Genomic DNA, 15,458 nt, shown 5'->3' with positions numbered 1-15,458 from the left:
TATTTCACATATCCTTCATCATTCTATCATTTCATCTAGGCTAGTTGATACAACATTTCTTCAATATGTCTAACTTCCACTGGTTTACTATAATAATAGCCTTGAACGAAGCAGCAGCCATACTCCCGCAGCACTTGCAGCTCCTCTTCAGTTTCAACGCCTTCTGCAACCACAGCAAGGTTCAATTGCCTCGCCATTGCGAGCATCGTGCTCACGATAATCGCGTTCACTTGACCGTGTTGTAACCCTTTAATAAACGATTGATCTATTTTTATTTTATCCATCGGGAGATCACGCAGATATCCAAGCGAGCTATAGCCTGTACCGAAATCATCCATGGCAATGCGGAGTCCTAGCTCTTTGAGTTTCCCTAATGTATCCGCGGCTAGTCTGGCTTCTACACTCAAGCTCTCTGTAATTTCAAGTTCTAAGTACTTCGGCTCTAAGCCGGTTTCCTCCAGGATCGCTGCAATGATTCCGCTTAAGCGACAATCATTGAACTGCTTGCGCGATAAATTGACAGCTACAAACATGGGGGGAAGACCCGCAAGCTGCCATTTCCGATTCTGTCTGCACGCTTCTCGTAGCACCCACTCCCCAATCTCGTGGATAAGCCCACTTTCTTCTGCAATCGTAATGAATTCTGAAGGCGGGACATAACCGATATAAGCATTGTCCCAGCGAAGAAGACACTCCAATCCAACAACACAATTCGTACTGATATCTACGACAGGCTGATAGACCAGATTAAATTCGTTCTTCGAGATGGCATGGCGGAGATACAGTTCAATATCCATCCGTCTCTGCAGCAAAGCACCATTGATTAACGGAGCGCCAGGCTGCAAACTATCCATGTATCCGTCAGATTGTGTGCTTGCGGGATACACGCCTTTTACCCCATTTTGAATGGCAAGCTTGCAACGTTCGAGGAAATAGGTGACTACCCCATCACCCGTAAGTCCCGAAACTAACATTTCTTTATGAAAATAATCGACTGCGCCAAAACGCATTGCTTGGATCGTTTGAGCCGAGCCTTCTGATGTAAGTGTGCTCAGTATAATTACAGGAATAGGACTATGGTCCATGATGAGTTGGAGTGCCGAAAGTCCCGATAAATCAGGCAAGTCCATATCAATGAGAATCAAGTCCGGCCTGTCACGAAACACATATGCCAATACAGCACTGCCATCTGCTACAACTCCTGACAGTATAAGCTGTTCATCCTCCCTCAGGATGGTCGTAATGACCCCCTCGGTTTGTTCCGACTCACTCACTACTAGTACTCTATGCCTGCCTATCAGACTCATTTTTCCGCCACCTCTTCAAGCCATTCTTACTTATACTACCATTATACTTTCCACTTATTAGGACACTTACTTAAATCTTATGAATTTCACAGCTCCTTTTCGCTAATATTTTACTAACATTTTTTTGGATTTCCTAGATGAAAACGGTTTACTCTTAAAATTCGACAGCGTATAATAGAATTATTAGCTAAATATTAGCAACATCACTCACCTCATCATTTTTTTACGAATTTCAAATTAGAAACTATGCGTTAGGGGGAACTTCTAATGGACAGAGTTCTATTAATTGAGGACGATGATATTATCGGTGAGATGATCTGCATGTATCTGAAAGAGGAAGACTTCTTAGTTCTCAGGTGTCACAATGGACAGGAGGGTCTAGCGGCCCTACATAATTTCCAGCCTGATCTGATTCTACTTGATCTTATTCTCCCAGACTTCGAAGGTACAGAGCTATGCAATTCCTTACGCGGGCTTACTCCCGTTCCGATTATTATCATCTCCTCTAATTCCAAAGTCAGCGAGAAAATCGAAGCCTTTACCGTTGGTGCCGATGATTATTTATGCAAACCATTCAGTATGCATGAAATGAAGGCCCGCATCCAAGTCCTATTACGCCGCTTCAAAAAGGAACTACCCGCTGAGCAGCAACTTGCTACTCCTACCCCGATACGCCAACGGATTACCGTTCCCGCCATGGAGCTCCAAATTAATTTAGAGAAACGAACCTTGCACGTACGAGGTGAATCAATCGAAATGACCTTCTCCGAGTTTGAGCTCATTCGATTGCTAGTTGAACATCCTGAACGGGTATACCGTCGCGAAGACCTGATCAATGCATTACGCGGATTCGACTCCTACATAAATGAGCGGGCGATTGATGTACATATTACGAATTTGCGCAGGAAAATCGAGGTCAATCCCAAAGAGCCAAAATATATTAAGACCGTATGGGGCGTAGGCTATAAATTTGTCATCTAAAAAGCCAATTACATATTGACCTGATCCAAAATTGGATAGGGTCTTATTTTTTTGTTTTTATTATTAAAATTAGTAAAAAATGGGTTGACCTTCCAATATTATTCCTTTATCATTTGAGTTCTGAACCGCTGCCGCGGGCGGTAACTATAACTATGTAACTTACAGGTGAGGTATTCGAATGCACAATGATAAGTACATGAGGAAGCTAGATACGCTAGGTCAAGAAAAGAACGAATTATCCAATTTGTTAGCTGACAGCCCAGAGTACGCTGAGCATGGAACAGAAGATCATATAGCCGCTCTGAAGAAGCCTGTCTGGGCTGCCGGAATCCCGAACCATCTCGATATCATTCATGTGGGGGAAAACCATATACATATCTTGAGCTCCTCACTACAAACCCTCCATGTCATTCCCAACGGTATCCTCGATCTGAATCATCAATTCAACTTACGGAAAGCCCCTAACCAAAGGCAGATCGCACTGTGTATCAAATGGCTGTCTTGTCGCCTGCCGCCTACCTTACAGACTTTCGCTTGTATCGGCAGAGGACTTCATTCCCTGCAACAATCAGCCGTTGAGCTTGAACAGGATCGCTATTGCTTACGTGAGGATTTCCTTCTTTTTGCGCAGCAATTGGCCCTTCAAGAGTTTCATACTTTTGCCGCTGATTCCCCTTCGAAACCCTTATGGGTGCAGGAGGTTATTGCCTTGCACTGTGTTATTCTAGCAGGATTGTTCAAATCAGGCGCTTCTAAATTCATGCCGCACACATTGGAATCCACTTCCTTAACAGGGCTAATCTAAGTAAATTCAACATAGGGAATATGCGTTCGAAATTCAACCTCTTATATGATCAGAAGCTAGCCGTGTATGGACTAACAGCTTCACAGGTGAATGTTCTTGAAATACTCTGGACATTCGGGGATGGACTTACGTAGAAAGTGTTGCATGAGAAGCTTCAGATCCGTCCAGCTACCTTGACCAATCTGATCGACACGCTTTTTGCAGGGGGCTGGGTGTTACGCAAGTCTGATGATCAAGATGCACGGGTACAGCGCGTCTATTTAACGGAATCCGGGCATGCTCATGTGAAGGAGTCTTAATTGACCCTATCTGCGATAGAACCAGCCTGAAACGAGGTCATTTATTGGTAATGACCTCGTTTAGGTATTTTATTAACCAGGTATTTCTCTGTCCTATTATTTAGGTAAACTAAATATAAACGAGGGTTATTACAGCTAGTTGCTAGTTATCTTTATTTGGGAGAGGGGAATGAAGATGAAAGTTCAACAAGTTGTTACAGGTGTTTATTGGTTCCCACTTGGGACCGTTAATGCTTACTTGATCCAAGCTGAGGATGGGCTTATTCTGATTGACACCGGTACACCAGGATGTGCTCCCAAAATTTTGGAGGGAATCCAAGCCATCGGCCACAAGCCGTCTGACTTGAAAATCATTCTACTTACGCATGGTCATCCTGACCATGTAGGTGGTACAGCTGCACTGAAGCGAGAGGTTCCGCATGTGAAGATCTATATCAGCGAAGCTGATGCGCCGATCGTAGAGAAGGGGCAGCCGCAGCGTCCGCTGACGGCAACGCCTGGGCTCATGAATAAACTGTTGTTCCGTTTATTCATCAAAGAAACACCGATAGAAACTTTTCCTATCGACGGCTATCTGATAGCGAATGACACGCTAGATTTCGCTGCTGGTTTGCAAACAATCCCTGCTCCCGCGCATAGCGCAGGGCAATTGGCCTTGCTGCTGCCGAAGCAAGGCGGCGTGATGTTCGCCGCGGATGCAGCGGCCAATATGATGGGCCTTGGCTGGAGCATCGGCCACGAGAACTTCGCGCAAGCGAAGCAGGACTTAATCCGCCTAGGGAAGGCGGAGTTCAATGTCGCTTGCTTCGGACACGGCAAGCCTTTGCTTGAGAAGGCATCGCAAACGTTTCGAGCCAAATGGGCGTAGGTTTGGTGAAGCAGAGGAGATAGTCGATTATTTTGACTATCTCCTCTGCTTTTGCCTCTGTTACGCCCGCGTTAGTCGATTATTTCGACTATTTCCTCTGCTTTTGCCTCTGTTACGCCCGAGATAGTCGATTATTTCAACTATCTCCTCTGCTTTTGCCTCTGTTACGCCCGAGTTAGTCGATTATTTCGACTATCTCCTCTGCTTTTACCTATGTTACGCCCGAGATAGTCGATTATTTCGACTATCTCCTCTGCTTTTACCTCTGTTACGCCCGCGTTAGTCGATTATTTCGACTATTTCCTCTTCTTTTACCTGGGTTACGCTCGCGTTAGTCGATTGTTTCCACTCCCGCAAGGAATGTGGGAAATAGTTCGGCAGAATCGGACTATTTCCCCTTTTGCTCAAACAATCACCGTTTTAGTTCGGAGAAATCGGACTAAACGAGGAATTCAAATAAAACAAACCGCCCCGAAGTAGAACATCTACTTTACAGGGACGGCCTATTTTCATTCTTTCTTCTTCATCCTGATCGAAGTCAGGGTGGCTCCCTCAGGCACAGCGTGTCCTCTCGATTTGGACAATCCGATTCGCTGTGACGTGTAGATTCCTGAGTGGCCAGAGAATAAATAGCTCACGATGCACGCCATGAACATGTAAAGGATCCCCTCGGAGCCGAACAGCTCCACGCCCATGATGAAGCAAGCTAGCGGCGTGTTCGTCGCGCCGCTGAATACGGCGATCAGCCCCAGCGCCGCTAGGAATGGCGCGGAAAGCCCCAACAGATCGGCTAGCGAATTGCCTAGCGTAGCGCCAATGACGAACAGCGGGGTTACTTCCCCACCGAGATAACCAGCACCGAGGGTAAGCGCTGTGAACACCGTTTTCCATAAGAAGGCGAAATGAGCTACCGGCTCTTCAAAAGCTTGCTGCAACAAAGGAATGCCCAGCCCCAAATAGTCCCTCGTTCTGAATACCACAACAAGCGCGATAATCACAAGACCGCCGACAAAGGCTCGCAATACCGGGCTCGCGAATAGCCGCGAATACAGCTTTTTCATCCCATGGGTAAGCTCGCTAAAGAGGATGCTGGCTAAACCGAATAGGATCGACGCCAACACGACCTTGAGTATAACCCCTGTGGATAACTCAGGCACGACCCCCATGGCATAGTGAATATGCTGAATCCCCCATGCCATGGTAACGAGATGGGCCACCAAGCTAGCAATAAAACAGGGGATCAACGCTTGGTACCTCACCATCCCAATGGCGACCACTTCCAAGCCGAAGACAGTTCCCGCAAGCGGCGTCCCAAATACAGAGCCAAACCCGCTGCTAATGCCGCACATGAGCAGAATTTTCCTATCAGCCTCGTCCACTCGGAAGATGCGCCCGATCCATTCGGCGAAGCTTCCCCCCATTTGAACAGCCGTCCCTTCGCGCCCCGCTGATCCGCCGAATAGATGCGTGACAAGTGTCCCTGCGAGCACCAAAGGTGCCATACGAAAGGGAATCTTCTCCTTGCCATCATGCAGCTGTTCGAGGATCAGGTTATTCCCCCTGCCCGAATTTTTGCCTATTTTCAGATAGACATAAGCCATCAGCGCCCCGCCCAAAGGTAAAAGGAACAACAACCACGGATAGTTCAATCGCTTCTCGGTAACAAGGTCTAAGCTGGCTAGGAACAGCGCAGAAGCCGAACCTGTCACAATGCCGACTAGGCTTCCATAGAAAATCCATTTGATGAATGAACCTATTAATGCAACATGTATGAATGATGCGGCATACTCAGCGAGTGCCCTTAGACGATGTTTCAACGTAATTCTCACCCCTCATTGAAAGGCCTAGTTTTGCAGTGGTCCGACTCGATCCATCAGATGCTTGCTTTCCGCATTCAAGCCAATAATCGATACGGTTTTATTGATTTGCTCGTATCTTTGCATGGCTTTGGCAATCGCCGTCACTGCGGAATGATCCCATACATGCGAAGAGCTGAAGTCGATGACAATGTCTTCCGGGTCATTTTTATAATCGAAAAGCTCTACAAAATGTGCCATCGTACCGAAGAACAGCTGTCCCGTTATCCGATATACTTTGGAACCATTCTTCTCCATACTCACGTGAGCCTTGATTCTTGCGGATCGCCAGCCATACACCAATGCACTTAATAGCACACCCGATACAACACCTATTGCCAAATCTGAAGTAGCCAACACGATAGCAACCGTCACGATCATAATCAAGGCATCGCTCCGCGGAATTCTAGCTAACGTTCGAACCGAGCTCCAATCGAAGGTCCCGATGGACACCATGAACATCACGCCTACCAGCGCACCCATCGGAATTTGCCGAACAACATCGCCGAGAACAAGTATAAGGAAGAGCAGAAACACTCCAGATACGAACGTCGATAACCGTGCTCTCCCTCCGGATTTCACATTAATAACAGTTTGCCCGATCATGGCACAGCCTGCCATCCCGCCGAACAACCCTGAGACCACATTCGCGATCCCTTGGCCTTTTACCTCTTTATTTTTATCGCTTTTCGTTTCCGTCATTTCATCTACAATCGTGGCCGTCATCAGGGATTCCGTCATACCCACAACCGCAAGTGCTAAGGAGAACGGCAGCATACGCCAGACCAGCTCTAACGACAAATCAATTTGTGGAATATGGAAAAATGGCAGCTCTTGTGTGATTTTGCCCATATCCCCTACGGTCCGAAGATCTAGATGCAGACTCATGGAAATAATTGTCATCACAATAATGGCCACGAGCGGTGAGGGGACCGCCTGTGTGAATCTCGGCAATATATAGATAATGGCAAGTGTACCAGCAATCATCAGCAGCATCTGCCAATTCGCCCCTTGGAAGCTAGGGAACTGCGCCATAAAAATAATGATCGCCAATGCATTCACGAATCCCGTCATGACCGAATGGGGGATAAATGTAATGAATCTGCCAAATTTCAGAAGCCCCATCACATACTGGAGAACCCCGGTAAGTATCGTCGCGGCGAATAAATACTCGATCCCGTATTTCGCCACGACAGGCCCCATCAACGAAGCCATGGCTCCAGTTGCCGCCGAAATCATTCCTCTGCGTCCGCCTACAATAGATATCGTAACTGTAATACAAAAAGAAGCGTACAACCCAACCATCGGGTCCACACCCGCTAAGATCGAAAAGGCAATAGCCTCGGGAATCAGCGCTAAGGCAACTGTTATCCCTGCGAGGATATCCTTACGGACGTTCGAGAACCATGCTATTTTAAACTTCCGAACCAACAACCTATCTCCACTCCTTCCACGTACTTCTTGACCTTTCAGTCTCAGAAAAGTCGGGTCCGTTGTCAACTTGTCTCATTATACACAAATGTTCGACATCCCTCTAGATCAAAAAGAAAAAGCACAGTACACTCCAAAGGAGCGTACTGCACTTATCGAGAGACTTCTATTTGTCTTATGAAGCACTAACTGGTTTGCGATTGGTAGCAACTTCTGTTTCTTCTTCCTCCGCTTGACCTACACGTTTGATGAAGAAGGAAAGAATCAAACCAACAACCCCGATACCAATAATAACGAGATAAGAATCATTAATCCCCTGGATAGATGCTTCTTTAATCATTTCCTTCGTAGCCGTCGCTGTTTTACCAGCCGTCATTAACTCGATGACATGAGATTTGGTTCTAGTCGTCATAACGGTGATCAATAGTGCCGTACCAACGCCACCCGCCACTTGCTTGATGGTATTGGATATCGCAGTACCATGCGCATTCAGCCTTGCAGGCAATTGATTGAGTCCCGCCGTCGTGATCGGCATTAAGAATAGCGCCATCCCGAAGCGTCGACCTGTCGACATGAGAACTAAATAGGTATAACTTGTAGAATCCGTCAAATTGATGAATCCAAGTGTGGTTACGATCGTAATAACCATACCGATAATGGACAACCACTTCGCTCCGAATTTATCGAATAGCTTACCAGCTATTGGCATCATCAAGCCCATAAGCAATGCGCCAGGGAGCATAAGAATACCAGACTCCAACGCGGTATAGCCACGAGCATTCTGCAAATACAACGGAAGCAGCATCATATCGGCGTACATAACCATGGTTACTGCAATGTTAATTAACGTTGTCAGGGTAAACATATTGTGTTTGAAAGCTCTAAGATCTAATAGTGGTTCTTTGATAACTAGTTGACGCCATGTAAATAGAATTAAGGCAACTACACCAACAATAATAGATACGATAACTTCCGCACTGGACCAGCCTTTGCCACCAGCACTGCTGAAGCCGTAAAGAAGGAAACCGAATCCGATCGTTGAAAGAATGGCACCCCACACATCAATTTTGGGATATTGACGTTCAGAGACATTTTTCAGATAGATAAAAGCAACAGCAATGACGACAATAACAATAGGTATGATACCGTAGAAAAGAGTACGCCACGAATAATGTTCCAAAATATAACCAGCAAGAGCAGGACCGACTGCAGGAGCAAAAATGATTGCCAATCCAACCATACCCATAGCTCCTCCACGCTTATCTGCCGGGAAGATCGTCAAAATAACATTCATAAGTAGCGGCATGATAATACCTGCCCCAGCTGCTTGAATCAGACGACCTGTCAACAATACCTCAAAGCCTGGCGCCACAGCTGATACAATGGTACCAATGAGGAAAATAATCATGGACGCTTGGAACAGCTCCCGCGTCGTAAACCGTTGCATCAGGAACGCAGTTATCGGAATCAAAACACCGTTAACCAACATATAACCAGTGGTCAACCATTGTCCTGTTGAAGCGGCAATATTGAATTCGACCATGAGTGGCGGTAAAGCAACGCTCATAATCGTCTGATTCAGAACGGCGATAAATGCCCCCAGAATCATAACGAATAATAGGGGACCTTTCTTAATGGAACTAGGATCAAATACAGCAATTTTACTCATTTCACATATTCCTTTCAAATTCAATTTCTAACTAATTGACAATGTGTTGTATAATAAACTCGATGTAAATAGTATTATAGTCATCAATCCTCATGTTCACAAGCAACAGCTTTTTTATAAATGTTTATTAGTTTACAGTTCTTATAAATTTGTCGTCTACTCCATACATAATCCACAAATATCGCAGAATTTGTCGTCTATCCTAACCGAGGAAGGAAGTGCTTTATTATGTCAACAAACGTACAACGAATAGATCCCCGCGTGCTTCGCACGAGGCTTTTGATCCGAGAAGCATTTATTGAATTACTTCAGGAGCTTGAGGTTGAGAAAATCACCGTGAATCGCATTGCGGAGCGAGCGACGATAAATCGCGTCACCTTCTATCTTCATTATAAAGACATTCCCGATATGATTGATAAGTTGGCTGAAGAGATGATTAACGAAATCCAAGCGATCTTTCAGGAAGCTCCTGACCCACCTGGTTTTACTATTCAGATCCTCCTGAATATGCTTGAACATATCGCGGAAAATTCAAATTTCTATAAAGTTCTTCTTGCTTCCAAACGTATTCCTGTTTTCACGGAACGGCTTATGAAGTTGATCGCTGATTTTATCACGATTCGCATGGACAAGCTAGAAGCATCCTCAACTGTCAATCTGAAGGTTAAGAAAGATATCACAATCTGGTACGGCTCCTCAGCTATCATTGGTACGATTGTCTTCTGGCTTCGCAATGATTTACCCTACACGCCAGTATTCTTGGCTGCACAGCTTGCGGAGCTCCTGCATTTGCCCAAACCAGAATAACCCTACGATCATGCGGGTATAGTAAAAAGGAGCGAACCTGAACTCTGTTCGCTCCCTACATGTAACCTCATTACTTCTTCATCGTTTTATAAGCGTCGCTAATCTCTTTGTCGTAATCTTTTCCGCCAGCTCTTTCCCAAGCGCCAAGCATCTCCGCATACGTCTTCTCGAAATCCGTAGAAATAATCACTTTGGATATCCCTTCATACAGGCTCTTCTCGATGACTGCTACAGTCTTCAGAGCTACAGGTCGAGGTGAGTCAATCACTGTGTTCGGTTTGCCGAATTTCTTGAAAATATCATAGTAAGTAACGAATGAATTGGCATATTCTTCTCGCTGCTTTTCGTCCGGAAGTGAGAGCGCTACTGACTTAATGAGTTGTTCTTTGTTTAATGCTGGTCCCCCTTGCTGAACAATGGCAAGGTCTCCCGCCAGAGATACCCACGTGGTTTTCTTATTCAGTTCAGGATCAATCTGGACTTTAACACCGCCGTCATCCTTCCAGTTTACTCCCTCAATTCCGCTTTGTACGGTCGCAAGATTCTTCGGTTGAACCATCCAGTTCAGATACTTCATAACAGCATCCGGATTCTTGCTGGATTTCGGAACTGCGACAAGCATGGAGAAATCCGATACCTTTGACATCACCTGAGTTCCGTCCGGACGTTTAAATGGTTCTACAGGTACCCAATTTGCTGTTGGGACCGATTTACGTGTACTCACATTCAGGTTCCAAGGTGTGTCGTTGGAATCGACGAAGCCGGCAACACCACTGTTAACCTGTTGCGTAAATTGCTGAGAGTTCACATCGGTGACGAATTCCTTGGAGATCAGTCCCTCTTTGTACACTTTGTTCATCCATTGGTAATAGGCTTTTCCTTCAGGCGTAGCAACCGCTGATGTGAAGACACCATTCTTATAGTTGCCATCTGGTGCATAGAACTGATTACTTGGACCATCCATATTGACACCGAAGCCAAACATAGGACCATAATAGAAGGCTTTCATAGATTGGTTGATTGCAGGGAGCGCCCATGGAATCACTTTGTCTTTGCCTACGTTGCCCGGGTCTTTCTCTTTAAAGGCTTTCAATACCTGATAGAGTTCTTCGTTCGTAGTCGGATTCTTCATCCCTAACGCATCAAGCCAGTCTTTACGAATCTTCATGTTAGGACCGGAGTATGTGTTTGCCTTCAGAGCAGGAATCGCATATCGTTTACCTTTGTACATGCCCACTTGGTCAAGCGCTAGTTTGTTATTCTTAATCAAGTCTGGATACTTGGCTAGATAGGTATCAAGCTCCCATAATCCACCTTGTTCAGCATATTTGAAGATCGTATCCATGGAATAGGTTAGAATAACGTCAGGAGCTTCGCCAGAAGCCATCCATACGTTCAGTTTCTCCGATTCCTGTGCTCTAGGCAGGGAAACGAATTCCACGTCGAGACCAACCTTCTTCGTTTCATCAATCACATATTTAATAATCGAGTTATTGCCCAGGTTCTGACCCTCTGGCGCATTGGCGCGGTCCCACAAGGTGACACGGATTTTTGCTGGTTTTTCAGGTTCTTTGCTAGGTGTCGCTGAGTTACTGCCACTAGGTGAAGTTGTTGCTGTGCTAGCTCCCTCATCCTTGGAACAAGCAACCAAGAAACCCGAAAGCATGAGCATCACAGTCATACTTCCTAATACCCCTTTTTTAAATACCTTTACCATACTGCTTCCTCCCTAGTTTTCATTTGCAGACCTACTCGTTGAACTGGGATTTCACCCATATCTTGTTGAGATAACACTTTACTTAAGCGCTTGCATAGTAAATATAGGCGCTTTCATTCTGCGTTTCTATTCGATAATTTTGACATTTTAATAGTTTTTTTGTTATACAGCTGTATTCTTCATCCTTTAACAGATCCGAGGAACGACCCCTTCACAAAATACTTTTGCAGGAAAGGGTATACGATGAGAATCGGAACCGTGGCGAAGACAATCGTGGCTCCCTTCAGAGACTCCTCAATGACATTGAGATTATCCAACGATTGCATCGTCTCCAAAGAGGTATCCATCTGGGCAAGCAGCAATATGTTCCTCAGTTTCACCTGTAACGTATAGAGCGCCGAATCGTCGATGTACAAGACGGCTGCAAAGTAGGAGTTCCAATGACCGACCGCATAAAACAGACCTATCGTTGCCAATACAGCACCGGATAGGGGAAGCACCACCTGTGCTAAGTATCGCAAATTGCCACAGCCGTCCATGACGGCCGCCTCGCGCAGCTCTTCAGGGAGATCCTGAAAAAAGGATTTCATGATAATAACGTTAAAGGCACTGATTAAACCTGGAAGCATTAACGCCCATAAGCTGTTCAACAGCCCTAGCGACTTGATCAACAAGTAGCTGGGAATCATCCCACCACTGAAAACCATGGTCACAATCATGAAATTCATAAAATATTTGCGTCCCTTAAGGTCCTTCCTAGAAAGGGGATACGCCGTTGTGATCGAGAAGAGCATGTTAAGTGCAGTACCGACTACCGTGATATAGATGGTTACCCCTAACGACCTGATGATATTGGAATCTGTAACGACCGATTTCATCGCATCAAGCTGAAATTCCACAGGCCAAAGCACCACTTTACCCGTCTGTATGGCATGGCTGCTGCTGAAGGCATTAGCTAACGTATTAATGAAGGGAAATATACAAATGAAGGTAAATAGGATGAGCAGGGTATAATTAACGATGTTAAAGCTGACGTCCCATCCTGAATACTTGCCGAATAAGCTGCGTCTATTTCCATGTTTGTGTGCAGTAGCCGCCATATCTCTACTCTCCTACTCATTCGAATTTTACCAAAGTCCTTCCTTACCCAGACGCTTGGCGAAATAATTCGCTCCAAGCACAAGAATAAGATTAATGATGGATTGCGACATCCCGATGGCCGTCGTAATGCCGAATTGTCCCTGCTTAATCCCCGAGGAGTACACGTATGTGCTAATTACATCCGAAATACTCGTAACAACAGGATTCTGCAAGGCAAATGGATGCTCGAAACCGATGGATACCATATGACCGATATTGAGAATCAACAGGATAATAACCGTTGGCATAATTCCCGGCAGCGTAATATGCACGATTTTCTTCCATCTGCCTGCGCCGTCCATGACGGCTGCTTCGTACAAAGAAGGATCGATCATCGTCATCGCCGCAAGATAAATAATCGTTCCCCATCCCGCTCCTGCCCATACGCTGGACAACGTATAGATGATGACCCACCAGGTCTCCTCGATCATGAAATAGATCTCTTCCATCCCCATGAATCTCATCATACTATTGACGATCCCATATTTTGGGGAAAGCAGATTATAAATAATTCCGCCCATGATGACCCATGACATAAAGTGAGGCAAATACAGAAGCGATTGCGATATTTTCTTGAAATACTTCGCTCTGATTTCATTCAGCATTAGCGCCAGAATAATCGGTGCTGGAAATCCCACAATAAGGCCTAGGACGTTAAGTAGTAAGGTGTTGCGGACGATCCGATAGAAATCTTGAATCTGCAGCATCTCCTTGAAATGATGCAGCCCTATCCAATCCGAATCAAGGATCCCTTTGAAGATGTTATAATCCTTAAAAGCAACGACAAGCCCGAACATAGGAATATAACAAAATACAAAGAAGAAGATAATGCCCGGGACAAGCAGTAAGTACAAATCGTAATTTTTGAACAGCTCTTTGGTAAAAACGTTTCTTGGTTTACTGTCCGTCTGTGCAATTACATGGCGTTTCTGAGATTGTACTTCCATACCCTTGCTCCTTTCTCCAAATGCTAACCCTACGATTGAAAGCGTTTTCTATACTGATAAATAAACTCACTGCACAGCCTAATCTTCTAGGTATGTTGCAAGTGTACTTCCTTGCGAAAACGATTGACATGCTAGAAATTTTACTTTTTATTAGTTTTCTTTACTTCTAGTTTTATATCTCTCGCTCTCGGTTAATCGATCAATAATTCATACATGCCCTGTAAGCAGATTTCGGCATGCTGCATCATATCGTCAATAAAGATGAACTCGTCTGCTTGATGTACATGGGTGTCGACGCCACCAGTCAGCCCCGCACCGAATGCGACACCATTGTTCCGCAGTTTACGGGCATAGGTGCCGGCGCCCATACGCAGCAACACAGCTTCATCTCCGGTAATTTTCTTGTAAGCGCGGCTTAACCGGACAATGACCGGATGGGTCTCTGGCACATACACGGGATGTAGATGTCGGGTCAGTTCAGTACGGATGCCATTCTTACCTGCTAAACCGTCAACCGCAGATAATATACCAGCTCCGTCATGACTGACCGGATACCGAATATTACATAGTGCTTCCGCACGATGGAGATCACAGGAAATGGTGCGCAAATAAACGACCATCGCGCCTGACACACTATCGCTACAAGCAATTCCGAGCGACTGTCCGTCTTTCTCGGCGCCAATCTTACTGTTTAGGAAATGCAAGAAGTTATCCCAATTGGTAGTCAGTCCTTGCCCACTTAGGAAGGCAACCATATTTGCGATGGCATTTCGCGAGCCTGTTGGACTGTCTGCCTGAAACTCGTTTTCTGCGGTTAACACCAGACCGCCATTGTCGTCGTATGCGAACGACATGTTCACCTCAAGGTTAACCGCTTCGAGAAAGTTTGCCACCTGGCTATCACTGAGAAGAGCCAGAGACAGCGACGCCGTGCAGGTCACCGGAATGAGTGTAAGCATGTTACCACCCTTCAGAGACAAGATCGTCAGCTGCGGTTTCGAGGAAAACGGTTCTTGCGCACTTGAGAACACCACGTTCATACTGCCCATTTCCACATTGAAAATAGGGTAGCCCGCATCAGGCGCAAATGCCATAACCGGAAGCTGTTCCCTCTCGAAATAGTAATCGAGGTCTTTCATGCCACTCTCCTCGTTCGTACCAAAGATCAAGCGGAGACGACGATTACCGGTAATGCCCAGATCCATTAGCGCTTTCAGCGCATACAAAGCGACTACAGCTGGTCCTTTGTTATCAGACGCACCTCTTCCGATAATCTTGCCATTCTCGATGAGACCGCCGAATGGCGGGAACGTCCATCCCTCTCCTTCTTCTACTGTATCCAGATGAACAAGCACTGCAGCAATTTCCTCACCTTGTCCGTATTCGGCATGACCTGCATACCCGTCCACGTCGGTCACTTCGAACCCTAACGATTCAGCCAGTCGGAGCATATATTGCAAAGCTTGATCGACGCCAGCTCCGAACGGTTTTCCCGGCTCCGGGGTGCTCATGATGCTTCTTATTTGTACAAGTTCGGAAATACCAGCCGTAATCGCATCCCGATATTTGTGAATTTCTTTCCCAATGATCATCTATATACCTCCAACTTTTCCACATTCGCTTCCAACCAA

At 45.7% G+C, this 15,458-nt stretch carries 13 protein-coding genes; 5 read left to right on the top strand and 8 right to left on the bottom strand.

Annotated elements, in window-relative coordinates:
- Window positions 1-35: 35 nt before the first annotated feature.
- A complete protein-coding gene (locus ACSQ8O_RS04105) occupies window positions 36-1,274 on the bottom strand; it encodes an EAL domain-containing protein (RefSeq protein ID WP_436240534.1) in 1,239 nt (412 codons plus the stop codon).
- Between the two features lie 300 nt (window positions 1,275-1,574).
- Between ACSQ8O_RS04105 and ACSQ8O_RS04100 the strand changes: the two genes are divergently transcribed.
- From ACSQ8O_RS04100 to ACSQ8O_RS04085, 4 genes are all read left to right on the top strand, one after another.
- Complete coding sequence (locus ACSQ8O_RS04100; protein ID WP_436240533.1) at window positions 1,575-2,288, top strand: response regulator transcription factor; 714 nt, start codon at window positions 1,575-1,577, stop codon at window positions 2,286-2,288.
- Window positions 2,289-2,466: 178 nt separating this feature from the next.
- Window positions 2,467-3,093 (top strand): hypothetical protein, encoded by a 627-nt coding sequence (locus ACSQ8O_RS04095; protein ID WP_436240532.1) that lies wholly within the window; start codon window positions 2,467-2,469, stop codon window positions 3,091-3,093.
- A 137-nt stretch (window positions 3,094-3,230) separates the two neighbouring features.
- A complete protein-coding gene (locus tag ACSQ8O_RS04090; protein WP_436240531.1) occupies window positions 3,231-3,392 on the top strand; it encodes a MarR family winged helix-turn-helix transcriptional regulator in 162 nt (53 codons plus the stop codon).
- Window positions 3,393-3,567: 175 nt separating this feature from the next.
- A complete protein-coding gene (locus tag ACSQ8O_RS04085; protein WP_436240530.1) occupies window positions 3,568-4,260 on the top strand; it encodes an MBL fold metallo-hydrolase in 693 nt (230 codons plus the stop codon).
- A 509-nt stretch (window positions 4,261-4,769) separates the two neighbouring features.
- Here ACSQ8O_RS04085 and ACSQ8O_RS04080 read toward each other — a convergent pair.
- The 3 genes from ACSQ8O_RS04080 to ACSQ8O_RS04070 form a co-directional block, all read right to left on the bottom strand.
- A complete protein-coding gene (locus ACSQ8O_RS04080) occupies window positions 4,770-6,077 on the bottom strand; it encodes a voltage-gated chloride channel family protein (protein ID WP_436240529.1) in 1,308 nt (435 codons plus the stop codon).
- 27 nt (window positions 6,078-6,104) lie between these two features.
- Window positions 6,105-7,547, bottom strand: coding sequence for a SulP family inorganic anion transporter (locus tag ACSQ8O_RS04075; protein ID WP_436241936.1), 1,443 nt, complete (start codon window positions 7,545-7,547; stop codon window positions 6,105-6,107).
- Between the two features lie 175 nt (window positions 7,548-7,722).
- Window positions 7,723-9,216, bottom strand: a complete 1,494-nt coding sequence (locus ACSQ8O_RS04070) for a DHA2 family efflux MFS transporter permease subunit (protein ID WP_436240528.1) — start codon at window positions 9,214-9,216, stop codon at window positions 7,723-7,725.
- A gap of 228 nt (window positions 9,217-9,444) precedes the next feature.
- Here ACSQ8O_RS04070 and ACSQ8O_RS04065 point away from each other — a divergent pair, with 228 nt between their 5' ends.
- Window positions 9,445-10,023 (top strand): TetR/AcrR family transcriptional regulator C-terminal domain-containing protein, encoded by a 579-nt coding sequence (locus tag ACSQ8O_RS04065; protein ID WP_436240527.1) that lies wholly within the window; start codon window positions 9,445-9,447, stop codon window positions 10,021-10,023.
- A 70-nt stretch (window positions 10,024-10,093) separates the two neighbouring features.
- Here the strand turns inward: ACSQ8O_RS04065 and ACSQ8O_RS04060 are convergent, their stop codons facing one another.
- From ACSQ8O_RS04060 to ACSQ8O_RS04045, 4 genes are all read right to left on the bottom strand, one after another.
- Window positions 10,094-11,740: an extracellular solute-binding protein gene (locus tag ACSQ8O_RS04060; protein WP_436240526.1), complete on the bottom strand. Its 1,647-nt coding sequence runs from the start codon at window positions 11,738-11,740 to the stop codon at window positions 10,094-10,096.
- Window positions 11,741-11,919: 179 nt separating this feature from the next.
- Window positions 11,920-12,840, bottom strand: coding sequence for a carbohydrate ABC transporter permease (locus ACSQ8O_RS04055; RefSeq protein ID WP_436240525.1), 921 nt, complete (start codon window positions 12,838-12,840; stop codon window positions 11,920-11,922).
- A 27-nt stretch (window positions 12,841-12,867) separates the two neighbouring features.
- Window positions 12,868-13,827, bottom strand: a complete 960-nt coding sequence (locus ACSQ8O_RS04050) for an ABC transporter permease (protein ID WP_436240524.1) — start codon at window positions 13,825-13,827, stop codon at window positions 12,868-12,870.
- Window positions 13,828-14,018: 191 nt separating this feature from the next.
- Entirely contained in the window at window positions 14,019-15,419 is a 1,401-nt protein-coding gene (locus ACSQ8O_RS04045; protein ID WP_436240523.1) for a Sapep family Mn(2+)-dependent dipeptidase, read from the bottom strand.
- Between the last annotated feature and the right edge of the window lie 39 nt (window positions 15,420-15,458).

Source organism: Paenibacillus sp. LjRoot56 (assembly GCF_964253335.1).
Lineage (GTDB): Bacteria > Bacillota > Bacilli > Paenibacillales > NBRC-103111 > Paenibacillus_E > Paenibacillus_E allorhizoplanae.
Note: the sequence above shows the minus strand (reverse complement) of the source record. Positions and strands in the feature narration are given on the sequence as shown.

Excerpts from the sequence above, each read along its gene's own strand:
- ACSQ8O_RS04100 (WP_436240533.1), top strand. The coding sequence starts at position 1,575 with ATGGACAGAGTTCTATTAATTGAGGACGATGATATTATCGGTGAGATG.
- ACSQ8O_RS04055 (WP_436240525.1), bottom strand. The coding sequence starts at position 12,840 with ATGGCGGCTACTGCACACAAACATGGAAATAGACGCAGCTTATTCGGC.
- ACSQ8O_RS04085 (WP_436240530.1), top strand. The coding sequence starts at position 3,568 with ATGAAAGTTCAACAAGTTGTTACAGGTGTTTATTGGTTCCCACTTGGG.
- ACSQ8O_RS04045 (WP_436240523.1), bottom strand. The coding sequence starts at position 15,419 with ATGATCATTGGGAAAGAAATTCACAAATATCGGGATGCGATTACGGCT.
- ACSQ8O_RS04050 (WP_436240524.1), bottom strand. The coding sequence starts at position 13,827 with ATGGAAGTACAATCTCAGAAACGCCATGTAATTGCACAGACGGACAGT.
- ACSQ8O_RS04070 (WP_436240528.1), bottom strand. The coding sequence starts at position 9,216 with ATGAGTAAAATTGCTGTATTTGATCCTAGTTCCATTAAGAAAGGTCCC.
- ACSQ8O_RS04095 (WP_436240532.1), top strand. The coding sequence starts at position 2,467 with ATGCACAATGATAAGTACATGAGGAAGCTAGATACGCTAGGTCAAGAA.
- ACSQ8O_RS04065 (WP_436240527.1), top strand. The coding sequence starts at position 9,445 with ATGTCAACAAACGTACAACGAATAGATCCCCGCGTGCTTCGCACGAGG.
- ACSQ8O_RS04060 (WP_436240526.1), bottom strand. The coding sequence starts at position 11,740 with ATGGTAAAGGTATTTAAAAAAGGGGTATTAGGAAGTATGACTGTGATG.